Here is a 25,256-nt window from a genome sequence, read left to right as displayed (position 1 = left end):
CGCGCAGACGCTGTGCCCGCCGTCTCACGGGGGGACCACAGCCCCTCCGCCGTACACTGGCGGGTGATGAGCGGAAACGATGACGACGTGCTCGTGAGCGAGCCCCAGGACGCGCGCGGCCAGTTCGAGGCGCAGGCGCTTCCCTACATGGACCAGCTGTACGCGGCGGCGATGCGGATGACCCGCAACCCCGCCGATGCCGCAGATCTCGTGCAGGAGACCTTCGTCAAGGCGTTCGCCTCGTGGAAGACCTTCACCCAGGGCACGAACCTGAAGGCATGGCTGTACCGGATTCTCACGAATACGTACATCAACACCTACCGCAAGAAGCAGCGCGAGCCGTACCAGGGCACGATCGACGAGCTCGAGGACTGGCAGCTGGGCGGCGCCGAGTCGACCACCGCGACCAGTTCGCGGTCGGCCGAAGCCGAGGCGATCGACCACATGCCGGCATCGATCGTCAAGGATGCGCTGCAGTCCATCCCGGAGGACTTCCGACTGGCGGTGTACCTCGCAGACGTCGAGGGCTTCGCCTACCAGGAGATCGCCGACATCATGAAGACCCCCATCGGCACGGTCATGAGCCGTCTGCATCGTGGCAGACGGATGCTGCGTGAGCTGCTCGCCGACTACGCGAAAGAGCGCGGCATGACCGTTGCCGCCACAAGGAGCAAGAAATGACCGACTGCGGCTGTGACAAGGCGCGGCGCGACCTGGAAGAGTACCTGCGCAACGAGGTCTGCAAGACCCAGCACTCCGACATCGCCGAGCACCTCGAGAACTGCCCCGAGTGCCGCGACGAGGCTCTCGTCGCCCGCACCCTGACCGACGTCGTCGCGCGGGCGTGCAAGGAGTCGGCCCCGGAGGAGCTGCGCGACCAGGTGCTGGCGAAGCTCCGCGCCGTCCAGGCCACGCACTGACCCGACGCGCCGACCGCGTGCCGGATGCCCGCGGCCGACTCAGTCCGGTACGAACACCGTGAGGGCTGCGGGCACGACTTCGACGGTCAGCGGCAGCGCACCGATCGGGTCTCCGTCGGCGTACGCGGTGACCCCGCGGGAGTCGAGCCGCACCGAGCGCACGCGGCGCATCGTCACCTGGGCGACGCCGCGATGCGTGCCGCGGTAGACGCGGGGGAGAAGTCGGAGCAGACGGATGCGGCCCGCCGGCCGGACGAGGACGAGGTCGAGCAGCCCGTCGGCGACGTCGGCGTCGGGCGCGATCGGGATGCCGCCGCCGTACGTGCGGCCGTTGCCGACGGTGGCCATCACGAGGTCGCCGTCGAACCGCTCGACCGTGCCGTCTTCGAGCACCGCCTCGACCGAGTACGGGATGCGGGCCAGGGTCAGGAACTCGATCAGGATGGCGATGTTGTAGCGTGAGCCGCCGCGCGGCCACCGCATCGCGTTCGCGCGATCGTTGACCTTCGAGTCGAAGCCGCTCGCGAGCACGGTGGCGAAGTGCGCGGTCGTGCCGTCGTCGCGCACCACGCGCGCCAGGTCGACATCGCGGGTGCGTCCGCCGACGATCGCCGATGCAGCAGCCTCGGCGTCGAGCTCGCGGATGCCGAGCGTCGTGGCGAAGTCGTTGCCCGTGCCGCAGGGGATGATCCCGAGCGGGGTGCCCGTGCCCGCCACCTCGGCGATCGCCAGACCGACGGTGCCGTCGCCCCCCGCGACCGCCACCGCGTCGACCCCGAGGTCGAGCGCGGTGCGCAGGAGCCGCCGTGATTCGTCGGCGGATCCGCCGCTGACGAGTGTGGTCTCCACGCCGTGGGCGCGCAGCGCCTCCGCCGCCCGCTCCGCGGCGCCGGTGCCCGATCCGGCACGCGCGGCGGGGTTCGCCAGGAGGGCGAGTCTCATGCGTTCTCCTCGGGGATCACGAGCACCCCCGGGTTCATGATGCCGCGCGGGTCGACCGTGCGCTTGACGGCGCGCAGGATCTCGACCCCCAGCGGGCCGATCTCGTCTTCGAGATACGGACGGTGGTCGCGGCCGACGGCGTGGTGGTGCGTGATCGTGCCCCCCGCCGCCGCGATCGCCCGGGACGCGGCATCCTTCGCCTGCGCCCACTGGCCCTGCGGATCCGCCGTGAGGGCGGCGATGACGGTGAAGTAGAGCGACGCGCCCGCGGGGTACACGTGCGAGATGTGGCACATCACGATCGGCTTGGTGCCTGCCCGGGCGAGCGCGGCGGTGACCGCGTCGGAGACGGCGTGCTTGAGGGCGTCGAGGTTCGACCACGTCGTGGCGGTCTCGAGGGTCTCGGCGAGGATGCCGGCATCCATCAGCGAATCGCGCAGGGCGGGGGAGGCGTACCGCCCGCGCTCCCACGACTGTGCGGGCTCCTCGCCGCGCGAGGTGGCGCCGTGCGTCGCGAAAACGGCGTCGAGGGCGGCGCGCGCGGCCGCCGTCTCCGCGGGCGTCGCGCCGTCGAAGGTGGCGATAGCGAGGCATCCGCGCAGCCGGCTGACGTGCCCGCCCAGGGTGGCGTTCACCTTCGTCTCCGCGGCGTCCGACAGGCGCAGGACCGTCGGACGGATGCCGCGCTGCGTCGCCTCTCGCAGCGCAGCGGTGCCCGCGGCGAAGTCGCGGAACGTCCACGCGCCGTAGGCGGTCGCCGCGGGGGCAGGCCGCACCCGCACGGTCACCTCGGTGATGACGCCGAATGCGCCCTCCGAGCCCAGGAAGAGCTGGCGCAGATCGGGCCCGGCGGCGCTCGCGGGTGCACGCCCGAGGGCGAGATCGCCGACCGGGGTCGCGACCCGCATCGCGTGGACGAGGTCGTCGAAGCGCCCGTACCCGCGCGAGGCTTGACCGCTCGAGCGCGTCGCGGCGAAGCCGCCCAGCGAGGCGAACAGGAAGCTCTGCGGGAAGTGCCCGAGCGTGAGTCCGTGGCGGCCGAGCAGCTCTTCCGCCTGGGGCCCGGTGGTTCCGGCGCCGAAGGTGGCGAGCAGCGAGTCGGCGTCGAGGTCGAGGAGAGCCGCGGTGCGCGACAGGTCGAGTGCGACCACCGCGATGTGCGGGCCCGACTCCGGGTCGACCCCGCCGACGACCGAGGTGCCCCCGCCGAAGGGGACGACGGCGACGGATGCCTCGTCGCACGCTGCGAGGACTGCGCCGACCTCGTCGTGATCGGCGGGCGCCACCACGGCGTCGGGTGCCGCCTGCACCTCGTCGAGACGGCGCCGCAGCAGATCGGGAGTGCTCTTGCCGCCGAGATGGAGCAGCCGCACCTCGTCGTCGCGCGTGACGCGGGATGCGCCGACGATCGCGCCGAGGCGGGCGTGGACGTCGTCGGGGAGCCGTGATGCGGTCAGCACGGGCTTCGCGCGCCGAGTCACGGGATGCGCCTTGCCCGGGAGCAGCGTGGCGGCGATCATCTTCGCCGCGGCGGGCAGGTGCGCGGGCTCCGTGCCCCAGGCATCCCAGTCCGAGCGGGGACGGGCCGTCGGGGTCGCGGGAGCGGCCGCTGCGGACGGCGTCGTCTCAGGCATGGCGACAGTATGACACGGTATGTATGTTTGTCACATGGCCGACGGAGTGACCGACACCGAGACAGCGATCCTCGACGCGGCTCTCGCCGAGGTGGTCGCGCACGGGATCCGACGGACGACAGCCGCCGACATCGCGCGCCACGCCGGGATCGCCCGCCAGACGCTGTACCGGTACTGGCCCGACGTGCAGGCGGTGTTCGCTGCACTGGTGACCCGCGAGCTCCTCGCGGTCGTGCCGCGACCGGCGGATGCCGTCGACCTCGACGGCATCGTCGGCGTCCTCGTCGCCACCGCCGACGGCATCCGGCGCATGCCCCTCGTCGAGCGCCTCCGCGACACCGATCCCGAGCTGTTCTCGCGGTACATCCTCGATCGGCTCGGCACGAGTCAGCGCACCATGCTCGCCCTCCTCGCCGGCGATGTCGCGGCGGGGCAGCGCGGCGGGTGGATCCGGCAGGGCGACCCCGCGCAGATCGCGGCCATGGTGCTCCTGATCGCCCAATCGGCTGTGCAGTCGGCGCCGCTTGTCGCGGAGTGGCTGGACGACGGAGCCTGGCGTGCCGAGCTCGGCCGCGCACTGCACGGCTACCTGGCGATGCCGGCATGATCGAGCGCGGGCGCACGCCCCACCCCACGGCCCTGTCGGCGAGGAGGCGCGAGCGCGAGCTCGAACAGCTCGCCGAGGCATCCGAGATCGACGTGCTCGTCATCGGCGGCGGGATCACGGGCGTCGGCACGGCGCTGGATGCCGCGAGCCGGGGACTGCGCACGGCTCTCGTCGAGCGTCACGACCTCGCACACGGCACCAGCCGGTGGAGCTCGAAGCTCGTCCACGGCGGGCTGCGGTATCTCGCCTCGGGGCAGTTCGCGATCGCGCACGAGAGCGCGGCCGAGCGGCACTTGCTCATGACCCGGCTCGCACCGCACCTCATCCGCCCGCTCGCCCAGATCGTGCCGCTGTTCGAACCCGACCACCGTGCACAGGGTGCGGTGACCGGCGCGGGCTACGCGCTCGGCGACGGACTGCGGCGCGTCGTCGGCACACCGGGCGCACTCCTGCCTTCCCCGGCGGTGATCTCGGCGACGGAGGCGCTGCGCCTCGCGCCGGCGCTGCGCCGCGCGGGGCTCCGCTCGGCCGTCCGCGGCTGGGACGGCCAGCTCATCGACGACGCCAGGCTCGTGCTGGCGGTGGCGCGCACGGCGGCCGGGTACGGGGCGTCCGTCCTCACCCGCGTCGAAGCGGTGTCCGCGGCCGGCGACCGGGCGCGGCTGCGCGACCGCATCACCGGCGAGGAGTTCGTGGTCCGCGCCCGCGCCGTTGTGAACGCCACCGGCGTGTGGGCGGGGGGACTCGACCGGGAGGTGCGGCTGCGCCCGAGTCGCGGCACCCACCTCGTCGTCTCATCCGGCGTGCTGGGCGGATCCGACGTCTCGCTCACGGTGCCGGTGCCCGGCACCACGAGCCGCTTCGTCTTCACGCTGCCGGCGATGCACGGGCGCACCTACATCGGCCTCACCGACGTCGACGCGGGCGCCGCGATCCCCGACGTGCCGCTGGCCTCGGACGCCGAGATCGACGAGCTGCTCGCCGTCGTCAACACCGCGCTCGGGCGCGCCCTGACCCGCGACGACGTGCTCGCGACGTACGCGGGGCTGCGCCCGCTCGGAGCGGGTGACGACGCCGAATCGAGCGACCTGTCGCGCCGCCACATCGTCACCGTCGCGGACTCGGGCCTGGTGAGCATCATCGGCGGAAAGCTCACGACCTATCGCCGCATGGCGGAGGACACGGTCGACGTCGTCGTGCGCGAGCGGCTCGCCCCGCGCGGCACGCCGCCCTCGAGCACCCGGCACGTGCCGCTCGTCGGCGCCTGGCCGCGCGAGCGGCTCGACGAGATCGCGGCTCCGTCGCGCCTGGTGCGGCGGTACGGGGCGGAGGCGCCGTACGCGGCGTCGCTCGCCGACGGACCCGGCGCCGTGTACGGCGTCACCGCGCAGGAGCTCGAGTGGGGCGTGCGCGTCGAAGGCGCGCTGAGCGTCGACGACCTGCTGCACCGGCGCACGCGGCTGGGGCTCGTCGCGGCGGACGCGGAGGCGTCGACGGATGCCGCGGTCGCGGCATTCGCCCGCGCCGGCGTCTCGCCCCGCTGACCGCGCGTCCACGCCCCGGCATCCGCTCCTTCGACGCCCCTGCATCCGCTCCTTCGACGGTGGCGCCCCGGACGGCGGCGGCCCCGGACGCCGAAGCATCCGGGGCCGCCGCGCGAGGCGACATGACCTACAGCGTGAGGGCGTCCCGCATGATCGTGGCCTGCTCGGCGGCGTGCACCTTCGGCGACCCGGTCGCCGTCGACGCGGCCGACGCACGCGAGATGCGACGGATGCCGCGCCCGTTGAGCTGATCGGCGACCTCGAGGGCGATGAACGGCCAGGCGCCCTGGTTCTCGGGCTCGTCCTGCACCCACACCAGCTCGGCGCCGGGGTACTTGGCGACGACCGCGTTGAGCTCGTCGATCGGAGCGGGGTAGTACTGCTCCACCCGCACCAGCGCGATCTCGGGGTTGGGGTTCTTCTCGAGCTCGGCGCGGAGATCCCAGTGGATCTTGCCGGCGTGCAGCAGCACGCGCTTGACGGCCGACGCGTCGAGACCGCGGTCGTCGTCGAGCACCGGCTCGAAGCGGCCGGTCGTGAAGTCCTCGACGGGGCTGGTCGCGCCGCGCAGTCGCAGCATCGCCTTCGGCGTGAAGACGATGAGCGGGCGACGCGGCCGCTGGTAGGCCTGGCGACGGAGCAGGTGGAAGTACGACGCCGGCGTCGACGGGCGCGCCACGGTCATGTTGTCCTGCGCGCACATCTGCAGGTACCGCTCGATGCGCGCCGACGAGTGGTCGGGGCCCTGACCCTCGTAGCCATGGGGGAGGAGCAGCACGACGCTCGACTGCTGGCCCCACTTCTGCTCGGCCGACGAGATGAACTCGTCGACGACCGACTGTGCTCCGTTGCCGAAGTCGCCGAACTGGGCCTCCCACAGCACGAGGGCATCTGCGCGCTCGACCGAGTAGCCGTACTCGAACGCCATCGCCGCGTACTCGCTCAGGAGCGAGTCGTAGACCCAGAAGCGGCCCTGGTCGGCGCCGAGGTTGCCCAGCGGCAGCCATTCCTGCCCGTTCGCGCGGTCGTGGAGCATCGCGTGGCGCTGCACGAACGTGCCTCGACGCGAGTCCTGCCCAGCGAGGCGCACGTTGGTCTTCTCGATCAGGAGCGAACCGAACGCCAGGAGCTCGCCGAACGCCCAATCGATGCCGCCCTTGCGGCTCATGTCGTGGCGCTTGTCGAGCAGCTGCTGCAGCTTGGCGTGCACCGTGAAGCCCTCGGGCTTGTTCACGAACGCGTCGCCGATGAGCTCGACGACCTCGCGCTGCACACCGGTGGTCTCCGGCTCGCCGCTGACGGGCGCCTCCGCCAGCTGGGCGGCGTCGACGACGGTCGACGTGCCGGTCTCGGCGGCGTGCGTCTCGGCGAAGGCGATCTCGAGGCGGTTCTGGAAGTCCTGCTTCGCCTTGTCGTACTCCTCCTCGGTGATGTCACCGCGGCCGACGAGAGCCTCGGTGTACAGGCGGCGGACCGAGCGCTTCGCCTCGATGAGGTTCGTCATCAGCGGCTGCGTCATCGAGGGGTCGTCGCCCTCGTTGTGGCCACGGCGGCGGTAGCAGACCAGGTCGATCACGACGTCGCGGTGGAACTTCTCGCGGTAGGCGAAGGCGACCTGTGCGACGCGGGTGACGGCCTCGGGGTCATCGCCGTTCACGTGGAAGATCGGCGCCTGGATCGTCTTCGCGACATCCGTGGCGTAGACGGAGGAGCGGGCATCCTGCGGTGTCGTCGTGAAGCCGACCTGGTTGTTCACCACGACGTGCACGGTGCCGCCGGTGCGGTAGCCGCGCAGCTGCGACATCTGCAGCGTCTCGACGACGACGCCCTGGCCGGCGAACGCGGCGTCGCCGTGCACGAGGATGGGCAGCCACGAGAACGTGCCGATGGGCTTGCGGTCCTGCTTCGCGCGGACGATGCCCTCGAGCACGCCGTCGACGGTCTCGAGGTGCGACGGGTTCGCGGCGAGGTACACCGGCAGCTCCTCGCCGCCGTCGGCGACGAAGGTGCCCTCGGTTCCGAGGTGGTACTTGACGTCGCCGGAGCCGGACTTCGAGCCGATCGCGACCGAGCCCTCGAACTCGCGGAACACCTGGCCGTACGTCTTGCCGGCGATGTTGGTCAGCACGTTGAGGCGGCCGCGGTGGGCCATGCCGATCGCCGCGCCGTCGAGGCCCGCCTCGGCGGCACCCTGGAGGATCTCGTCGAGGAGGGGGATGAGCGACTCGCCGCCCTCGAGGCTGAAGCGCTTCTGGCCGACGTACTTGGTCTGCAGGAACGTCTCGAAGGCCTCGGCCTGCTGCAGCTTGTCGAGGATGCGCAGCTGCTCGTCGTGGCCGGGCTTCTGGTACTTGACTTCGACGTTCTCCTGGAACCACGCGCGCTGGCCGGGGTCCTGGATGTGCATGTACTCGAGGCCGATGGTGCGGCAGTACGAGTCGCGGAGCACCCCGAGGATGTCGCGCAGCTTCATCGTGCGCTTGCCGCCGAAGCCGCCCGTGACGAACTCGCGGTCGAGGTCCCAGAACGTCAGTCCGTGGTTCTCGATCTCGAGGTCGGGGTGCGTGCGCTGCATGTACTGCAGCGGGTCGATGTCGGCCATCAGGTGTCCGCGGACGCGGAAGGAGTTGATCAGCTCCTGCACGCGCGACTGCTTGTCGACGCGCTCGGCGAGATCGACGTTGATGTCGGGTGCCCAGTGGATGGGGGCGTACGGGATGCGCAGCGCGGCGAAGATGTCGTCGTAGAAGCCCCGCTGCCCGATGAGCAGCTCGTGCACCTTCTTGAGGAACTCGCCGGAGCCGGCGCCCTGGATGACGCGGTGGTCGTAGGTGCTCGTGAGGGTGATCGTCTTGCCGATGGCCAGCTCGTTCAGCGTCTTCTCGCTGGCACCCTGGAACTCGGCCGGGTACTCGAGCGCACCGGCGCCGACGATGCAGCCCTGGCCCTTCATGAGACGCGGGACCGAGTGGACCGTGCCGATGCCGCCCGGGTTAGTGAGCGAGATCGTCGTGCCCTGGAAGTCGCCGGCGCCGAGCTTGTTGCCCCGGGCGCGCGAGATCAGGTCTTCATACGAGGCGAGGAACTCGCTGAACGTGAGAGTGTCGGCGCGCTTGATGCTCGGGACGAGCAGTGCCCGCGTGCCGTCGGGCTTGGGCACGTCGATCGCGATGCCCAGGTTGATGTGGGCGGGGGCCACGACCGACGGCTTGCCGTCGACCTCGGCGTAGAAGACGTTCTGGCTCGGGAACTCCTTGAGCGCCTGGATCATCGCCCAGCCGATGAGGTGGGTGAAGCTCACCTTGCCGCCGCGGGTGCGGGCCATGTGGTTGTTGATGACGATGCGGTTGTCGATCATCAGCTTGGCCGGCACCGTGCGCACGCTCGTCGCGGTGGGGACGGTCAGCGACTCGTCCATGTTCGCGGCGAGAGTCTTCGGCATGCCGCGCAGCACGGTGACCTTGTCTTCGGCGACCGCATCGGCGGTGGCGGGCTCCGCCTTCGGGGCCTGCGCCGGGATCGGCTGCGGGGCGGCAGGGCGCGTGGTCGTCCGGGCGACCGGCTGTGCTCCGATGACCGGCACCGGAGCGGTCACGGGGTGCGCAGCCGCATTCGGCGCCGCTGCTGCGGGCGTGGCCGCCGCGGGCGCCGCCGCTGCAGGCGCCGCGGTCGCGGGCGCTCCATCCGTCACTCGGGACTCGACGGGGTGGTAGGCCTCGAGGACCGGCCACCATGCCTTGTCGACGGAGTTCTTGTCGACTGTGAACTGCTCGTACAGCTCCTCGACGAGCCACTCGTTAGCTCCGAACTCTCCTTCGTTCGAAACCCCGAGGCCCGTCACCTGGCTCGACACGCTGGATCGCCTGCTTTCTTCGGTGAAGATCTTCCGGACGTGCGACGCTTCAGATGCGCGCGCACACGGTTGTTAAGCGTATCCCAGACGAACCGGACGATTCGCGGGCGCGGCTGTGATTCTGCGCAGGAATCGGCATCCTTTCGTCCACAGAAAGAGTCACTACCCTGGCGCTCATGGAGTTCTACGGTGAGAAGCCCGAGGTCGACCTGACCTATTCCGATGTCTTCCTCGTTCCGCGCCGGTCAGGGGTGACCAGCCGCCTCGATGTGAACCTCTCCCCGGGCGACGGCTCGACGGCCACCATCCCGCTCGTCTCGGCCAACATGAACTCCGTGACCGGTCCGCGTCTGGCCGCCACGCTCGCCCGCCGCGGCGGGCTCGCCGTGCTTCCGCAGGACATGCCGCTGCAGGACCTCGACGCCGCGATCCGCTGGACGAAGTCGCAGCCCGTCGTATGGGACACCCCCCTCGTGCTCTCGCCCGACGCGACAGTCGCCGACGCGGCGCGGCTGCTGCCGGCGACCGAGGGGCACGGCATCGTCGTCGCGGAGTCGCGCGACGGTCGTGTGCACATCGACGACATCCTCGGCATCGTGCCGGGCACGCGGCTGGGGACCGCCCTCCCGGATGCGCGCCTGGGCGACCTCGCGCGCGGGCGGGCGGCATCCGTCGACGCAGTCGACATCGAATCGGCGCGCCACGCCTTCGACGTGATCGTGGCCGCCGACGCCGAGACCGTGTGCGTCGTCGATCACGGCTACCTGGTCGGCACGCTCTCGCGCCGCAGCGCCCTGCGCTCGACGCTCTACCGCCCGGCCGTCGACGACGCGGGGCGCCTCATCGTGGCGGCGGCGGTCGGGATCAACGGCGACGTCGCAGCCAAGGCCCGGGCGCTCGCCGGCGCGGGCGTCGACGTGCTGGTCGTCGACACCGCACACGGACACCAGGAGGGGATGCTGCGGGCGCTCCGCACCGTCGCCGACCTCGGTCTCGGCATCCCGATCGCGGCGGGCAACATCGTCACCGGCGACGGCGTGGCCGACCTGGTCGACGCCGGCGCGTCGATCCTCAAGGTCGGAGTGGGTCCCGGCGCGATGTGCACCACCCGCATGATGACCGCCGTCGGCCGGCCGCAGTTCTCGGCTGTGCTCGAGACCGCGGAGGCGGCCCGCGCCGCGGGCGCCCACGTCTGGGCCGACGGCGGGGTGCGCTACCCGCGCGACGTCGCCCTCGCCCTGGCCGCGGGCGCGGCATCCGTCATGATCGGATCGTGGTTCGCCGGGACCATCGAGGCGCCCGGCGAGCTGCAGACCGACGCCTCCGGCCGGGTCTACAAGGAGTCGTGGGGCATGGCCTCGACCAAGGCCGTGCACGAGCGGTTCGGCCGGCTCGACCCGTACGAGCTCGCCCGCAAGGAGCTGTTCGCCGAGGGCATCTCGTCGTCGAAGATCTACCTCGACCCGCTGCGACCGGGTCTCGAGGACCTCATCGACATGATCACCTCGGGCGTGCGCTCCTCGTTCACCTATGCCGGCGCCGCCACCGTCGCCGAGTTCCACGAGCGCGCGCGGGTCGGCCTGCAGTCGGCCGCAGGCTACGAAGAGGGCAAGGCGCTCCCCGTCAGCTGGTAGGTCCGCCGGCTCGGGCCCGGATGCGCACGGGAGGGGTGGATGCCGGGGCACCCGGCAGCCTGTCGTAGACTTGTCGGCACGATGGACGACCCTCCTAGTTGCAGACGCTCGCCCCACCGACCCTCCTCCCGTTCGATCGGGGGTGATGCGTGATGGATTACGTCATGTTGGGCGTGGGGCTCCTGCTCACAATCGGCACCGGTCTGTTCGTCGCCAGCGAGTTCGCTCTCGTCAACCTCGACCGTGCCGACCTCGAAGCCCGCCGCGAGGCGGGCGAGACCCGGCTGTCGATGACGATCGGCGCGCTCCGGATCACCTCGACGCATCTCTCGAGTGCGCAGCTCGGGATCACGCTGACCACGCTCCTCACCGGTTACACGATGGAGCCGGCGATCTCGAACCTGCTGCGCCCCGTGTTCACGGCGTGGGGCCTGCCCGAGGGGCTCGTCAGCCCGCTCGCGGTGGTCATCGCGATCACGACAGCGACGATCTTCTCGATGATCATCGGCGAGCTCGTGCCGAAGAACTTCGCCCTGGCCGTGCCGCGGCAGACGGCGAAGCTCGTGATCCCGTTCCAGGTCGCGTTCACCACCGTCTTCCGTCCGGCGATCGTCGTGCTCAACGGCAGCGCCAACGGGGTGCTGCGCTCCATGGGCATCGAGCCCAAGGAGGAGCTCTCGGGTGCGCGCACGGCCGAGGAGCTGTCGAGCCTGGTTCGCCGCTCGGCGAGTGCGGGCGTGCTCGAGGAGGACACCGCGTCGCTCCTCAATCGCAGCCTCACGTTCGCTCGGCTGACCGCGGCCGACGTCATGACGCCGAGGCCGAGCATCCACGCCCTCGCCGCCGACGAATCGGCCGAAGACGTCATCCAGCTCGCTCGGCGCACCGGGCACAGCCGCTTCCCCGTCTACGACGAGTCGATGGACGACATCACCGGCATCGTGCACCTGAAGGCCGCCGTCAGCGTGCCGCGCAAGCGGCGCGGCGACGTGCCCGCAGCCGCCCTCGCCAGCGAGCCGCTGCGCGTGCCCGAAGCCGTGCATCTCGACGCCCTCGTCGCGGAGCTGCGGGCCAAGGGCTATCAGATGGCCGTCGTGGTCGACGAGTACGGCGGCACCGCCGGTGTCGTGACGCTCGAGGACCTGGTCGAGGAGATCGTGGGCGAGGTGCTCGACGAGCACGACCGCCGCCGGGCCGGGGTGGTGCGCGTGAAGGGCGCGGTGCTGTTCCCCGCCGAGCTCCGCCCCGACGAGGTGCTCGACCGCACCGGCATCCGGGTTCCTGAGGACGACGTCTACGACACCGTCGGCGGATTCGTCATGAGCGTGCTCGAGCGCATCCCGGTGGTGGGCGACACCGTCGAGATCGAGGACGGCACCCTCGAGGTGCAGCGCATGGAGGGCCGCCGCGTCGACCGCGTGCGGTTCACCCCGCATCCGGTCCGAGAAGACGAAGACACGACGGAAGGAGGTGATCAGCGATGAGCGATTGGGCAGGAATCGCCTGGCTCGTTGTGCTGCTGATCGCCAACGCCTTCTTCGTCGGCGCCGAGTTCGCCGTCATCTCGGCGCGACGATCGCAGATCGAGCCGCTCGCCGAGAAGGGCTCGCGCTCGGCCAAGACCGCGCTGTACGCCATGGAGCACGCGACGCTCATGCTCGCGACCAGCCAGCTCGGCATCACGATCTGCTCGCTGCTGATCCTGAACGTGTCGGAGCCGGCGATCCACCACCTGCTCTACGAGCCGCTGGGCCTCACGGGCTGGTCGGAGGCCGTCGTCGACGGCATCGCGTTCGTGATCGCGCTGCTCGTGGTGTCGTACCTGCACGTCGTGTTCGGCGAGATGGTGCCGAAGAACCTGGCGTTCTCGGTGCCCGATCGTGCGGTGCTCATGCTCGCGACCCCGCTGGTGTGGGTGTCGAAGGTGTTCCACCCGGTGATCGTCACCCTCAACTGGATCGCCAACCACATCGTGCGCCTGTTCCGCGTCGAGCCCAAGGACGAGGCGGCATCGACGTTCACCCTCGAGGAGGTCGCGACGATCGTCAACCAGTCGCGCATCGAGGGGGTCCTCGACGACTCGGCCGGTACGGTCGCGGCCGTCGTGGAGTTCACCGACAAGAAGGCGATGGATGTCGCGGTGCCGCTCGCCGATCTGGTGACGCTGCCCGAGCGCACGACGCCGGCCGCCATCGAGCGCGCCGTCGCCAAGCACGGGTTCTCGCGCTACGTGATCGTCGACGACGCGGGCATCCCCGTCGGGTACGTGCACCTGAAGGACATCCTCCGCGCCGCGGAGGGACCGGAGGTCGCCGAGGCGAAGGTGACGCGCCCGATCGAGGCGAAGCGGATCCACCACATGGTGCCGGTCCTCGAGACCACCGACCTCGAGGACGCCCTCGCGGTCATGCGCCGGGCCGGTCGACACCTCGCGCAGGTGCGCGACGAGACGGGCCGCATCACCGCGGTGCTGTTCCTCGAGGACATCATCGAGGAGCTCGTCGGCGAGGTGCAGGACGCCACCCGCCGCGGTATCCGCTGATCGCAGACGTTCGGGCCCCGCACCGCCACCCGGCGGAGCGGGGCCTGTTCGTCGTCAGCCCCGGCGCGCCCGCACGTACTGCGGGGGCCAGTACCCGATGTCGATGCCCAGCTCGCCGGCCGCCGTCAGGGCGAAGTGCGGATCGCGCAGCCACTGGCGGCCCGACATGATCGCGTCGGCGCGCCCGGCGGCGAGGATGCTCTCGGCGTGCGCAGCGTCGTCGATCATTCCGACCGCGTTGACGGGCACGCCGGCGACCCTGCGTACGTGCTCGGCGAGGTCGACCTGGTAGCCGGGGCCGGTGGTGATCTGCTGGTGGGCGACGAGCCCGCCGCTGGAGATGTCGAAGAAGTCCGCGCCGCGGTCGGCCGCCCACCGGGCGACGGTCGACGTGTCGTCGGCATCCCATCCGCCGGGGGCGGCGTCGGATGCCGAGAACCGCACGAGCAGGGGAGCTGCGGGCGCTGCGGCGCGCACGGCGTCGAGCACGCGCAGCAGCAGCCGGGCGCGGTTCTCGATCGATCCGCCGTACTCGTCGTCTCGCACGTTGGTGAGCGGCGAGAGGAACTGGTGCAGCAGGTAGCCGTGGGCGGCGTGCACCTCGAGCACCTCGAAGCCCGCCTCGATCGCGCGGGCGGCAGCCGCGCCGAACGCCGCCACGACCGCGTCGATGCCGGCGGCGTCGAGTGCCACGGGCTCGGCGAAGCCGTCGTAGGCGAGGGCCGACGGGGCGACGGTCTGCCACCCGCCGTCGGCGGCGGGGACGCTCCCGCGGCGACCCGAGAACGGCGACCACGTCGACGCCTTGCGGCCGGCGTGCGCGAGCTGCACCCCCGGCACAGCGCCGCGGCTGCGGATGGCGGCAGTGATCGGCGCCCAGGCGTCGCGCTGCTCGTCGGTCCACAGGCCCGCGTCCTCGGGCGAGATGCGCCCCTCGGGAACGACAGCGGTGGCTTCCGCCACCACCATGCCGGCGCCGCCCGAGGCGAACTGCGCGAGGTGCGTGTGGTGCCACTCCTGCGGCACCCCGTCGACGGCGCTGTACTGGCACATCGGCGACACCCAGAGGCGGTTGCGCACCGTGGTCTCGCGCAGGGTCAGGGGGGTGAACAGCAGACTCATCGGTGGAGCTCCGGGGGTATCGTGGCGCCATGGCACGGGTGTGGACGAGGGAGGACGTCGTGCGCGCCCTCCGTGCACCAACGGCGCTCGACGACAAGTATTCCCGCGGCGTGCTGGGGGTGCGGACCGGTTCGGAGCTCTACCCGGGCGCGGCCGTGCTCGGCGTCGAGGCGGCCTGGCGCACCGGCGTGGGCATGGTCCGCTACCTCGGTCCGCCGCGGCCGACGGCGCTCGTGCTCGGACGCCGACCCGAGACGGTCGTCGCGGACGGGCGGGTGCAGGCCTGGGTGCTGGGGTCGGGGACGGATGCCGCGGCCCGCGGTGCCGCCGAGACCGAGATCCTGCGCGCGGTGCTCTCCGACACCGATCCGGTGGTGGCGGATGCCGGTGCGCTCGACATCGCGGCGCACGGCACAGCTCCGCGCATCCTGACCCCGCACGACCGCGAGCATGCGCGCCTGCGCACGGCGCTCGGCCTCCCGCCCCCGCGCGGGCCGCGGTCGGACGCGGCGCGAGAGACGGCGGATGCGACGGGGGCCGTCGTGCTGCTGAAGGGGTCGGAGACCGTCGTCGCGGCGCCGGGCGCGGAACCGGTGACGGTGTCGGAGGGCACGCCGTGGCTCGCGACGGCGGGCACGGGCGACGTGCTCGCCGGGACGATCGGCGCGCTGGTCGCCGTCGCCGCTGCCGACCGCGTTCCCGGTGCCGACGGGCTCGCGGCGCTCGCCGCCTCGGGCGCGTGGCTCCACGGGCGCGCCGGCGCGATCGCGAGCTCCGCCGTCGGAGGCGGTCCGGTCACCGCGCTCGACGTGGCAGAGGCGCTGCCGCGCGCCGTCGCCGAGGTGCTCTCCTCGGTCTGATCGCGGGTGGGCGCGGATGCTGCGAGGCGTGGACGGCGGCCTCGGGTGCGGGTGCCGCGACGACGCTCCCTAGGATGGTCAGGTGTCGAGGCGGGCGGCGTTGTGGATCGGGTTCGTGCTCGTGCACGCCGTGACGATCTGGCTCGGCTTCACCGACGACCACGCGGCGTCGTGGGATGTCGACCAGCTCTACCGGTGGTGGGCGTCGCTCGCGACCGGCGGCACGACGGTGCCTGGGCTCACCGAAGGCTGGGTGTATCCGATCCTCGCGTGGGGGCCGATCCTCCTCGCCCACGCGCTGACCCCGGCGCTCGAGTACACCCTCGCGTGGGGGCTCGTGGTCACCGCCGCCGATGCGGTCGCCTTCGCGATCCTCGTCGGGCGCGGTCGCTCGCGTGGACGCGTGTTCGCCGCTTGGTTCTGGCTCGCCGCGATCCTCGCCCTCGGGGGAGTGGGCATGTTCCGCCTCGACGGATTCACGGTGCCGCTGGCCGTGCTCGGCTGCCTCTGGCTGGTCGGACGCCCGTGGGTGGCGTCGGTGCTCCTGGCGGCCGCGACGTGGGTCAAGGTCTGGCCGGCGGCCCTCCTCGCCGCTGGGCTCATCGCCGTGCGAAGGAGGCTGGCCGTGATCTGCGGCGCCGCCGCCGTGTCGGCCATCGCGGTGCTGGTCGTGGTGACGGCCGGGGGAGCGGCGCACCTGTTCTCGTTCATCGGCGACCAGACGACGCGCGGGCTGCAGATCGAGGCGCCGATCAGCTCGGTGTACGTGCTCATGGCGGCGACGGGGGTGCCCGGTGCCTGGCTGTACTACGACGCCGACCTCATCACGTTCCAGGTCACCGGTCCCGGCATCGACCCGGTGATCGCGACGATGACGCCGGTGCTCATGATCGGGATGCTCGCGATCGCCGGGCTCGGCGCGCTGCAGGCCTGGCGGGGCGCGACCTTCGCACGGCTGTTCGCTCCGCTCGCGCTGGCGCTCGTGCTCGGCTTCATCGTGCTCAACAAGGTGGGCTCGCCGCAGTACATGACCTGGCTGATCCCGCCGCTCGTGATCGGCCTCGTGCTCGACCGGCACCGCTGGATCGCGCCCGCGGCCCTCGCGATCGTCACGCTGGCCCTCACCCAGGGGATCTTCCCGACGTGGTACGACGAGATCCTCGTGCTCCAGCCGCCGGCCGTCGCGCTGCTCGTGGTGCGGAACATCCTCCTCGTCGCCCTCTTCGTCTGGAGCGTCGTGCTCGTCGCCCGCGTGCCCGCGCATCGCCGCGTGCGGCTGTGTCCGGCGGCCGCCGACGACGCATCCGCCTCGGAACCGTCCCCCACCTGACCGGAGGTCTCCCATGCTCATCGCCTTCTCCGTCGCCCCCAGCGGCACCGGCCGCGCCGACGGCTCGGTGCACGATGCCGTCGCCGCTGCGGTGCGCGTCGTCCGCGAGAGCGGGCTGCCGCACCGCACCACCTCGATGTTCACCGAGATCGAGGGGGAGTGGGACGAGGTCTTCGACGTCGTCAAGCGCGCCACCGAAGCGGTCCTGCCGTTCGGGTCGCGCGTGTCGCTCGTACTGAAGGCCGACATCCGTCCCGGATACACCGGTGAGCTCGACGCGAAGATCGACCGACTCGAGTCGGCGATCGACGACCTCGGCTGAGGCGGGCGCATCCGTCATCGGGCGATGCGCGTTCGACGCATCCTCCGAATCGATTCGACAGCCGGCACGCGGCGCCGCTAGCATGGCGCGGTGACCTCCTCGACTCTCACGAGGGGGGCGGCGACGTGGGCGCTCCTTTCCCTCGCCGTCGGCAGCTTCGGCATCGGCATGACCGAGTTCGTCGTCATGGGCCTGCTGCCTGACATCGCCGCCGACCTGCTGCCCGGCGTCTGGGCGTCCAGCCCGGAAGACGCGATCGCCCAGGCCGGCTGGCTGATCTCGCTGTACGCGCTCGGCGTGGTGATCGGGGCGCCGACCATCGCCGGCTCGGTCGCGAAGTACCCGCGTCATCGCGTGATGATCGGCCTCGCCCTGGCGCTCACGGTCTTCAACGCGCTCACCTTCCTCGCCCCCACCTTCGAGTGGGTCGCCGTGTCGCGCCTGCTCGCCGGACTCCCGCACGGCGCGTACTTCGGCATCGGCGCACTCGTCGCGGCCGACGTCCTCGGGCCCGGCAAGCGCGCCCAGGGCGTCGCGTTCGTGCTCACCGGACTCACCGTCGCGAACGTCGTCGGCGTGCCCCTCGGCACGTACCTCGGTCAGCAGACGGGCTGGCGGTCGGCGTTCATGGTGGTCGCGGCCATCTTCCTCGCCGCGACGGTGCTCATCGCGATCTTCGTGCCCGAGCATCCGGGCGACCCCGGACGCACCCTGAGAGCAGAGCTCAAGGTGTTCCGCATCGGCCAGGTGTGGCTCGCGCTCGGCGTCGGCGCGATCGGGTTCGGCGGATTCTTCGCCGTGTACAGCTACATCGCACCGATGGTCACCGACGTCGCGGGATCGCCCGCGTGGGTCGTGCCGATCGTGCTGGTGCTCATGGGACTCGGCATGACGATCGGCAACCTGGTCGGCGGGCACCTCGCGGACCGCGACCTCAAGCGCACGCTCGTCGGCGGGCTCATCGCGCTCGCCGTGGTGCTGGCTCTCCTGGCGGTGACCGCGACCTGGATCTGGGCGCTGGCCTTCTTCGTCTTCTGCACCGGATTCGTCTCGTCGGTACTGAGCCCGACGATCCAGACCCGCCTGATGGACGTCGCGCAGGACAACCAGTCGATCGCCGCGGCGCTCAACCATTCGGCGCTGAACATCGGCAACAGCCTCGGTGCGCTCCTCGGCGGCCTGGTGATCGCCGCGGGCTGGGGGTACATCGCGCCCGCCTGGGTCGGCGTCGCGCTCGCGCTCGGCGGACTCGTGCTGGCTCTGGCGAGTCTCGCGGGGGAGCGTCGCCGCGCATTCATCGCGGCGTGAGGTCGCGCCGGGCGTCGTGCGGGCACGGTCCGCGCCGCCGGAGCGGCGGCTCAGGCACGGACTAGAGTTGCCGGATGCCGGACCCGACGCCGCCCGCAGACCCGGTGACGCGCGCGCTCGGCGACACGCTCGATGGCTCCCGCCCGCGCAGACCCGAGGATGCGGCCGATCCGGGCATCCCGATCGCGGCGACCGTCGTCCTGGTGCGTGACGGCGCCGCGGGCCCCGAGGTGCTCCTGCTCGAGCGGCCCGACCGCGGCTCGTTCGCCGGTGCGTGGGTGTTCCCCGGCGGCAAGGTCGATGCGGCGGATCGCCGTGCGGAGGCGGAGGAGGGCGCGGACGCGGGCGACGGCCGGCAGGTGGGAGCGGATGCCGCGGTCGAGGGCGCCGCGGCGGTGCGTGCCGCCGTGCGCGAGACGCAGGAGGAGACCGGGCTGGTGGTCGGGGCCGACGATCTCGTGCCCGTGTCGGTGTGGGATCCTCCGCCCGGCATCGCGCTGCGGATCCGCACCTGGTTCTTCGCCGTCGCGGCGCCGCCCGGAGAACTGACGCTCTCGCCCGCCGAGGCCGTCGCGGCGCAGTGGCTGCGCCCGTCCGACGCCCTCGCGCGCCACGCGCGCGGAGCTCTGACCCTGTACCCGCCGACGTGGGTGACCCTCCACGACCTGCAGCATCAGCCGGATGCGGCCACGCTGATCGCGGCGCTGCGCATCGGCGGTCCCACCCGGTTCGAGACCGTCGCCCAGCGCACCGCATCCGGTCCGGTGCTGCTCTGGCAGGGCGACGCCGACTACGAAGACGCCGCCGCGCGTGACCCGCGCGGGCGCCACCGGCTCGAGATCGGCGCGCTGCCGTGGCGGTTCACGCGCACCTGATGCGCGCGGCACCCACCTGCTAGGTTGGCCGCGTGCGCGGGGGGAAGCAGCGTGGACGGCGGCGGGACCGACTGAAGGTCGCCGTCGCAGGTCTCATCAGCCTGCTCCTGGTGGTGGCCCTCTTCCCGGTCGCTTCGAGCGCGGAGTCGATCGTGCCGTTCGCGGCGAGGTTCAGCACGGATGACAACGGCACCATCCTGATCTTCGGCAACAACCTGCTGTCCTGCCCCACGAGCGACGCCCGGTGCGCGGCGGCGCGGGCGGGGACGGCGAGTGTGAACAACAACGGCTTCACCATGGCGCACCTCGACGCCGACGCCGATGCGAGCACCGTCAATTCCTCCTCTTCGGTCGTCTCCGGGCCCGTCGGCTCCGACGTGATCTGGGCCGGACTGTACTGGGGTGCGCGGCTCTCGCGAGGAGACGGCGGCATCGCCGCGACCGGCACACGTCAGCAGATGCGTCTTCGGCTTCCGGGCGAGGGCGCGTACCGCACGGTGACGGCTCAGGCCGGATTCGGCCCCACGGCGGGCGATCAGGCGTATCAGCAGTTCGCCGATGTCACCGCGCTCGTGCAGGGCGCCGGAACCGGCACCTACTGGGGAGCGGATGTCGCCACCGGCACCGGCGCCGACCGCTACGCCGGCTGGTCGCTCGTGGTGGTGTTCCGCGCGCCGGGGCTGCCGCTGCGCAATCTCACGGTGTTCGACGGGTTCGCCGATGTCGGCCGCGACGAGCCGCAGCAGGTCGTGCTGTCGGGGTTCCGTGCGCCGTTGAGCGGCCCCGTCGACACGCAGCTGGGCATGGTCGCCTACGAGGGGGACTTCGCGACATCGGGCGACAACGCGCGCCTGAACGACACGCTCCTGTCGACGACGCCTCTCTCCCGCGGCAGCAACTTCTTCAACGGGACCAACGACGACAACGGCACGAGCGTCTCCACCCGCACGCCGGCGCACGTGAACATGTTCGGCTACGACGTCAAGAACCTCGCGGCCGGCGGCATCGCCAATGGGGCGACGAGCGCCACGCTGTCGTTCGAGAGCACCGGCGACCGCTACTTCCCCGGCGTGGCCACGACCGCCATCCGGCTGTTCGCCCCTGATTTCACCAGCAGTTCCAAGACCGTGGCCAACCTGGCGGGCCGCACTCCCGGCGAGCCGGGCGACGAACTGGAGTACACCCTCACCTACCCGAACACGGGGCAGGATGCCGCGGTGGACGTCGTGATGACCGACACGCTCCCGCCCGGAGTGACGTTCGTGTCGGCGACGGCGTCGAGCGGGTCGTGCACCGCGACCGGGCAGGAGGTGGAGTGCGCGATCGGCACGATCCCGGTGAACGGCCAGTGGCAGGCGCGGATCCGCGCGACCGTCGAGACCGAGGCGGCCGGCACCACGCTGCGAAACGCCGCGGTGCTCGACTACACCGCGGCGACGCTCGGCCGCGACCTGTCGTACGTCGTCGCCCCGGCGGAGATCCCCATCGCCGCGCAGGCCGACGTCTCGGTCGTGAAAACGATGGGGCCTGACCCCGGGGTGATCGGCGGGGCGGTCACCGCGACCATCGTGGTCTCGAACGACGGGCCGAACGCCGCCGCGCAGGTCGCCCTCGTCGACGCCCTCCCCGCCGGCGCGACTCTCGTGTCGGCGACGCCCGGTCAGGGCACGTGCACCGCAGCGGACGGTGAACTGGCGTGCGCCCTCGGCACGATCGCCTCGGACTCCGACGCCACCGTGTCGGTGGTGCTCACCACACCGCCCGACTCCGGCGCGGGGTCCCTCGTGAACGTCGCGTCGGTGTCGTCGAGCACGGCGGACCCCGATCTCGCGGACAACACCTCTGCTGCGTCGGTCGCCCTCGTCCGCAGCGCCGACCTCGTGGTCGACAAGACCGTCGCCGACGCCGTGCTCATCCCCGGAGAATCGACCACCTACACCGTGAGCGTCCGCAACGACGGTCCCTCCACCGCGCGAGACGTGGTGATCGCCGACGCCGTCGGCGACGCACGGCTGGTGCTCACCTCGGCCGCCGCTCCGGGCGCGACCTGCACGGTCGCCGGCGCCACCGCGACCTGCGACCTGCCCTCGCTCGCCCCGGGCGCGACGGCGACGATGACGATCCAGGCGCGGCTCTCGCCCGACGCGCCGGAGGGTCTCGCCGTGCTCAACTCCGCCGCCGCGACGTCGACGACGCCGGACCCCGCCGCGCAGAACAGCACCGCGGAGGTGGGCCTGACCACCGCAGCCCCGTCGGCGGACGTGTCCGTGGCCAAGCAGGTCGGCGCGGTGATCGCCGGGGGACAGGCGACCTACACGGTGCAGGTCGTCAACCACGGTCCGTCCACCGCGTCGGAGGTCATCCTCGAAGACGTGCTCCCCGCGGGCCTGACCGTCGTCAGCGCGACCCCCAGCCGCGGCACCTGCGACGCCGCATCGGTGGTGACCTGCGACCTGGGCGCGCTTCCCGGCCCGGATGCCTCGGGCGCGACGTCGTCCGCGACGATCACGATCGTGGCCGACGTCGCACCGGACCAGGCCGCCGTCTCGGTGGAGAACACCGCGACGGCGTCGGCCGCCACAGCCGACCCCGATCCGACGGACAACGCGGCGACCGCCGCCGTCGTGGTCCAGACGATCGCGGACCTCGCGGTCACCAAGAGCGCCGACCCCGTTCAGCCGGCGGCAGGCACGCGCGTGACCTTCTCGCTGACGGTGACAAACCGCGGTCCGTCGGCTGCGACCGGGGTCGCGATCTCCGACACGCTCCCACCCGGCCTGGTCCTCGTCGACGTCGTGCCGACCGCCGGAGGACCCGCGTGCGACGTCGACGACGGGGTGATCGCCTGTGATGCCGAGGTCCTCGGCGTGGGCGAGAGCGTCTCCGTCGACGTGCTGATGGATGTGCCGGCCGACTTCGACCTCGACACCGGCGCGGTGAACACCGTGACGGCATCGTCGGACGCGACCGATCCGGCGCCGGCGAACAACACCGCGTCGGCGACGATCACCTCGCGCGCGATCTCGGATCTGATCGCGCTGAAGTGGGACACGACACCCGGTCCGACCAACGAGCCGCCGCGCACCTTCACCGCGGGCGAGGAGATCACGTACTACGTCGCGGCGGGCAACGCCGGGCCCTCCGACGCGTCCACCGCCGTGCTCACCGATGTGCTCCCCGACGGGGTGACCTTCGTGTCGTCGATCGACGAGTGCGTGTTCACGCCGCCCTCGACCGTCAGCTGCGCACTCCCGGACGTGCCCGCGGGATTCGCGGCCGTCTTCCCGATCGTGGTGCGACTCGATGCCGATCTCGAGCCCGGGGCCCTGCTCACCAACACCGCATCCGTCGAACTCACCGATCCGGATCGTGTGGACCCCACGACCGACAACAACGTCGCGTCGGTGACCAATCCGGTCGGCGCCCTCGCCGACCTCTCGGTCTCCAAGCGCACCTACTCGCTCGAGTTCGACGACTTCTCGTTCACCGTCCCCTCCGCAGCCCCGGCTGGAACGCCGTCGGGCTATCTCATCGACGTGCGCAACGACGGACCATCGGTGGCGCGCGACGTCGTGCTCGTGGACTCGTCGACCATGACCCGCTTCTTCGTCAACCAGGTGCGGATCGTGCGCGGGGGCGAGGCGGAGGACATCACCGATCAGTGCTCGTGGAGCGGCGGCGACCTGCAGTGCCCCCTCGGCGACATCCCGCCCTTCGCCGCGGGCGACCCGGCGTGGGTGGTGCAGGTCGACGGCGTCACCCTCTCCGACGCCGAGGCGGGCGAGTACGTCAACACCGCGACCGTGACCTCGGCCACCCCCGACGACGATCCAGCCGACAACGTGTCGGAAGCACCGCTGACGGTCACCGATCCTGTGGCGACACTGACGGTGTCCAAGTCCGTGACCGGGCTGACCGACGTCGACGGCGACGGCGATGCCGACGTGGTGCCCGGCGGCGCATTCGGGTACGAGATCGTCGTCGCCAACGTGCTCGACACGACGAGGGAGGGCGCAGCCGACGCGCCGGACGTCGTGGTCACCGACACCCTCCCCGAGGGGTTCGTGGTCGAGTCGGCGTCTGCCACGCAGGGATCGTGCTCGATCACGCCTCCGCGCACCGTCACCTGCGAGCTCGGCACCGTCCTCGGACCCGGACGCGTCATCGAGCCGCCGCCGGTGCGCATCACGCTGGCCGGCCGCACGCTGCCGAGCCTCGCGGGCACCGCGAACGTCGTGAACACCGCCACGGTGACATCGCCCGTCTCGTCGACCGTCAGCGCCGACGCGGCGAACGACGTGGTCGCCGTCGGCGACCTGTCGATCACCAAGGTGGCCGATGCCCCGGAGTTCGCCGCGGGCGGCCTCGCGGGGTTCAGCCTGGTGGTCACCAATGCCGGCCCGTCCGATGCGGTCGGGACCGAGGTCGGCGACCTCTTCCCGGCCGAGCTGACCTTCGACCCCGCCTCGTCGGACGCATCCTGTGTGCCCGCCGTGTTCGAGGGGAACGTGTTCGTCTCGTGCGGCATCGGCACCCTCGCGGCCGGGGAGACCCGGACGGTGCGCATCGGAGCCTCGATCGACCCCTCGCAGCCGGCGGCCGAGGTCGTCAACATCGCGGCTGCCTCGTCGCCGACGACCGGTGAGTACGACTTCTCCGACAACCGCGCCGAGATCCCCGTCCGGATCGTCTCGTCCGCCGACCTCGTGCTCACGAAGACGGCCGATGCCCCTTCCCAGGCGGCGGGGGAGGCGGTGACCTACACCCTGAGCGTCGTGAACGCCGGCCCGTCCGACGCGACCGAGATGGTGCTCGAGGACGTGCTGCCGGACGGCACGACGCTGCGTTCGGTCGAGGCTTCGGCGGGACTCGCCTGCGGTTCAGTGGACGGAGTCGTCACCTGCACGCAGCCGACGCTGGCCGCGGGCGCGTCGGCCTCGGCGACCATCGTCGTCGATCTGCCCGAGGGGCTCGAGCCCGGTCCGATCACCAACACCGCGAGCGTGTCGTCGGCGACCCCCGACCCCGACTCCGCGTCGAACAGCGCGAGCGCCACGGTCGACGTGTTCGTGCTCGCAGACATCGCGGTGACGAAGTCCGTCCTCACCGCGCGGCCCGTCGTGGGCAGCCCGGTGTCGTTCGCCATCGACGTCGTCAACTCCGGCCCCCAGTCCGCGCCTCGCATCGTCGTGAGCGACTCCCTCCCCGACGGGTTCGCATTCGAGTCGGCGCAGGCGCCCGGCGGCGGCACCTGCCAGGTCAGCGCCCCGGAGGGAATCGAGATCGTCACCTGCGAGCTGGGCGCCCTCGCGGTCGGGGCGACCGCACGGGTCATCGTCACCGCAGTTCCCGCAGCCGCGGTGCGGGAGATCGTCAATGGCGCGCTCGTCGGATCGGCGGCCCAGGACGCCGTCGGTGACGACAACTACGACGAGATCCTGTTCTCGGTCGCGGCGCCGACACCGACGCCGACGCCGACGACGACGCCGACGCCGACGACGACGCCGACGCCGACGCCGACGACCGAGCCCGAGCCGTCACCGGAGCCGTCGCCGACGTCGGGGCCGGCTCCCGGGCCAGGCTCCCCGTCACCCGACCCCGCAGCCGCGGGTGACCTCCCGCCCACCGGAGCGCCGTGGCCACTGGAGGCCGCGCTGTGGGGCGCGGCGCTGGTGATCGCGGGCGCGACGGTCTCGGTGCTGCGAGGGCTCCACGGCATGCGTCGCCGCGGCGAACTGCGCGACTGACGACGCGCCTCGCCTC

17 protein-coding genes are annotated in these 25,256 nt (G+C 71.9%); 13 read left to right on the top strand and 4 right to left on the bottom strand.

Features of this window, described 5'->3' with window-relative positions; genetic code table 11:
• The first annotated feature begins 66 nt into the window (after positions 1 to 66).
• Complete coding sequence (locus JOD63_RS09630) at positions 67 to 681, top strand: sigma-70 family RNA polymerase sigma factor (protein WP_045274816.1); 615 nt, start codon at positions 67 to 69, stop codon at positions 679 to 681.
• On the top strand, positions 678 to 920 hold the full coding sequence (locus JOD63_RS09625) for a zf-HC2 domain-containing protein (protein WP_045274815.1): 243 nt from the start codon (positions 678 to 680) through the stop codon (positions 918 to 920). Before JOD63_RS09630 ends, JOD63_RS09625 begins: the two co-directional genes overlap by 4 nt.
• Before the next feature lie 39 nt (positions 921 to 959).
• Here the strand turns inward: JOD63_RS09625 and JOD63_RS09620 are convergent, their stop codons facing one another.
• Both JOD63_RS09620 and JOD63_RS09615 read right to left on the bottom strand, forming a co-directional pair.
• Positions 960 to 1,862, bottom strand: a complete 903-nt coding sequence (locus JOD63_RS09620; RefSeq protein ID WP_045274814.1) for a diacylglycerol kinase — start codon at positions 1,860 to 1,862, stop codon at positions 960 to 962.
• Positions 1,859 to 3,496 (bottom strand): FAD-binding oxidoreductase, encoded by a 1,638-nt coding sequence (locus JOD63_RS09615; protein WP_211088089.1) that lies wholly within the window; start codon positions 3,494 to 3,496, stop codon positions 1,859 to 1,861. Before JOD63_RS09615 ends, JOD63_RS09620 begins: the two co-directional genes overlap by 4 nt.
• Positions 3,497 to 3,530: 34 nt before the next feature.
• Here JOD63_RS09615 and JOD63_RS09610 point away from each other — a divergent pair, with 34 nt between their 5' ends.
• Positions 3,531 to 4,103, top strand: a complete 573-nt coding sequence (locus JOD63_RS09610; protein WP_052682411.1) for a TetR/AcrR family transcriptional regulator — start codon at positions 3,531 to 3,533, stop codon at positions 4,101 to 4,103.
• Complete coding sequence (locus JOD63_RS09605) at positions 4,100 to 5,647, top strand: glycerol-3-phosphate dehydrogenase/oxidase (RefSeq protein WP_045274812.1); 1,548 nt, start codon at positions 4,100 to 4,102, stop codon at positions 5,645 to 5,647. The genes JOD63_RS09610 and JOD63_RS09605 overlap by 4 nt, the downstream gene beginning before the upstream one ends.
• Positions 5,648 to 5,774: 127 nt before the next feature.
• Here JOD63_RS09605 and JOD63_RS09600 read toward each other — a convergent pair whose 3' ends face one another.
• Complete coding sequence (locus JOD63_RS09600; protein ID WP_084613392.1) at positions 5,775 to 9,500, bottom strand: multifunctional oxoglutarate decarboxylase/oxoglutarate dehydrogenase thiamine pyrophosphate-binding subunit/dihydrolipoyllysine-residue succinyltransferase subunit; 3,726 nt, start codon at positions 9,498 to 9,500, stop codon at positions 5,775 to 5,777.
• 176 nt (positions 9,501 to 9,676) lie between these two features.
• Here JOD63_RS09600 and guaB1 point away from each other — a divergent pair, with 176 nt between their 5' ends.
• The 3 genes from guaB1 (at position 9,677) to JOD63_RS09585 (ending at position 13,676) form a co-directional block, all read left to right on the top strand.
• On the top strand, positions 9,677 to 11,134 hold the full coding sequence (gene guaB1, locus JOD63_RS09595) for a GMP reductase (RefSeq protein WP_045274811.1): 1,458 nt from the start codon (positions 9,677 to 9,679) through the stop codon (positions 11,132 to 11,134).
• Between the two features lie 152 nt (positions 11,135 to 11,286).
• Complete coding sequence (locus tag JOD63_RS09590) at positions 11,287 to 12,618, top strand: hemolysin family protein (RefSeq protein ID WP_045274810.1); 1,332 nt, start codon at positions 11,287 to 11,289, stop codon at positions 12,616 to 12,618.
• Entirely contained in the window at positions 12,615 to 13,676 is a 1,062-nt protein-coding gene (locus tag JOD63_RS09585) for a hemolysin family protein (RefSeq protein WP_045274809.1), read from the top strand. The genes JOD63_RS09590 and JOD63_RS09585 overlap by 4 nt, the downstream gene beginning before the upstream one ends.
• Before the next feature lie 54 nt (positions 13,677 to 13,730).
• Here JOD63_RS09585 and JOD63_RS09580 read toward each other — a convergent pair whose 3' ends face one another.
• The gene (locus tag JOD63_RS09580; RefSeq protein WP_045274808.1) at positions 13,731 to 14,798 is read right to left on the bottom strand and encodes an NADH:flavin oxidoreductase/NADH oxidase; all 1,068 of its coding nucleotides are present in this window, start codon (positions 14,796 to 14,798) and stop codon (positions 13,731 to 13,733) included.
• Positions 14,799 to 14,827: 29 nt separating this feature from the next.
• Between JOD63_RS09580 and JOD63_RS09575 the strand changes: the two genes are divergently transcribed.
• From JOD63_RS09575 to JOD63_RS09550, 6 genes are all read left to right on the top strand, one after another.
• Complete coding sequence (locus tag JOD63_RS09575) at positions 14,828 to 15,658, top strand: ADP-dependent NAD(P)H-hydrate dehydratase (RefSeq protein ID WP_045274807.1); 831 nt, start codon at positions 14,828 to 14,830, stop codon at positions 15,656 to 15,658.
• An 82-nt stretch (positions 15,659 to 15,740) separates the two neighbouring features.
• Positions 15,741 to 16,988, top strand: coding sequence for a glycosyltransferase 87 family protein (locus JOD63_RS09570; protein ID WP_045274806.1), 1,248 nt, complete (start codon positions 15,741 to 15,743; stop codon positions 16,986 to 16,988).
• A 13-nt stretch (positions 16,989 to 17,001) separates the two neighbouring features.
• Positions 17,002 to 17,310 carry a thiamine-binding protein gene (locus JOD63_RS09565; RefSeq protein ID WP_045274805.1) on the top strand — a complete coding sequence of 103 codons (309 nt, stop codon included), beginning with the start codon at positions 17,002 to 17,004 and terminating at the stop codon, positions 17,308 to 17,310.
• Positions 17,311 to 17,400: 90 nt separating this feature from the next.
• Entirely contained in the window at positions 17,401 to 18,618 is a 1,218-nt protein-coding gene (locus tag JOD63_RS09560) for an MFS transporter (protein ID WP_045274804.1), read from the top strand.
• 74 nt (positions 18,619 to 18,692) lie between these two features.
• The gene (locus JOD63_RS09555; protein WP_052682409.1) at positions 18,693 to 19,493 is read left to right on the top strand and encodes an NUDIX hydrolase; all 801 of its coding nucleotides are present in this window, start codon (positions 18,693 to 18,695) and stop codon (positions 19,491 to 19,493) included.
• Positions 19,494 to 19,525: 32 nt separating this feature from the next.
• Positions 19,526 to 25,240 (top strand): DUF11 domain-containing protein, encoded by a 5,715-nt coding sequence (locus tag JOD63_RS09550; protein ID WP_045274803.1) that lies wholly within the window; start codon positions 19,526 to 19,528, stop codon positions 25,238 to 25,240.
• Positions 25,241 to 25,256: the final 16 nt, after the last annotated feature.

The sequence above is a fragment of the Microbacterium terrae genome, assembly GCF_017831975.1.
Lineage (GTDB): Bacteria > Actinomycetota > Actinomycetes > Actinomycetales > Microbacteriaceae > Microbacterium > Microbacterium terrae.
This window is presented reverse-complemented; position numbering and strand designations above follow the sequence as displayed.

What these genes read in the sequence shown, in the direction of transcription:
- JOD63_RS09580 (WP_045274808.1), bottom strand. Translation starts at nt 14,798, where the DNA reads ATGAGTCTGCTGTTCACCCCCCTGACCCTGCGCGAGACCACGGTGCGC.
- JOD63_RS09620 (WP_045274814.1), bottom strand. Translation starts at nt 1,862, where the DNA reads ATGAGACTCGCCCTCCTGGCGAACCCCGCCGCGCGTGCCGGATCGGGC.
- JOD63_RS09565 (WP_045274805.1), top strand. Translation starts at nt 17,002, where the DNA reads ATGCTCATCGCCTTCTCCGTCGCCCCCAGCGGCACCGGCCGCGCCGAC.
- JOD63_RS09615 (WP_211088089.1), bottom strand. Translation starts at nt 3,496, where the DNA reads ATGCCTGAGACGACGCCGTCCGCAGCGGCCGCTCCCGCGACCCCGACG.
- JOD63_RS09585 (WP_045274809.1), top strand. Translation starts at nt 12,615, where the DNA reads ATGAGCGATTGGGCAGGAATCGCCTGGCTCGTTGTGCTGCTGATCGCC.
- JOD63_RS09610 (WP_052682411.1), top strand. Translation starts at nt 3,531, where the DNA reads ATGGCCGACGGAGTGACCGACACCGAGACAGCGATCCTCGACGCGGCT.
- JOD63_RS09630 (WP_045274816.1), top strand. Translation starts at nt 67, where the DNA reads ATGAGCGGAAACGATGACGACGTGCTCGTGAGCGAGCCCCAGGACGCG.
- JOD63_RS09555 (WP_052682409.1), top strand. Translation starts at nt 18,693, where the DNA reads ATGCCGGACCCGACGCCGCCCGCAGACCCGGTGACGCGCGCGCTCGGC.
- JOD63_RS09605 (WP_045274812.1), top strand. Translation starts at nt 4,100, where the DNA reads ATGATCGAGCGCGGGCGCACGCCCCACCCCACGGCCCTGTCGGCGAGG.
- guaB1 (WP_045274811.1), top strand. Translation starts at nt 9,677, where the DNA reads ATGGAGTTCTACGGTGAGAAGCCCGAGGTCGACCTGACCTATTCCGAT.
- JOD63_RS09590 (WP_045274810.1), top strand. Translation starts at nt 11,287, where the DNA reads ATGGATTACGTCATGTTGGGCGTGGGGCTCCTGCTCACAATCGGCACC.
- JOD63_RS09625 (WP_045274815.1), top strand. Translation starts at nt 678, where the DNA reads ATGACCGACTGCGGCTGTGACAAGGCGCGGCGCGACCTGGAAGAGTAC.
- JOD63_RS09575 (WP_045274807.1), top strand. Translation starts at nt 14,828, where the DNA reads ATGGCACGGGTGTGGACGAGGGAGGACGTCGTGCGCGCCCTCCGTGCA.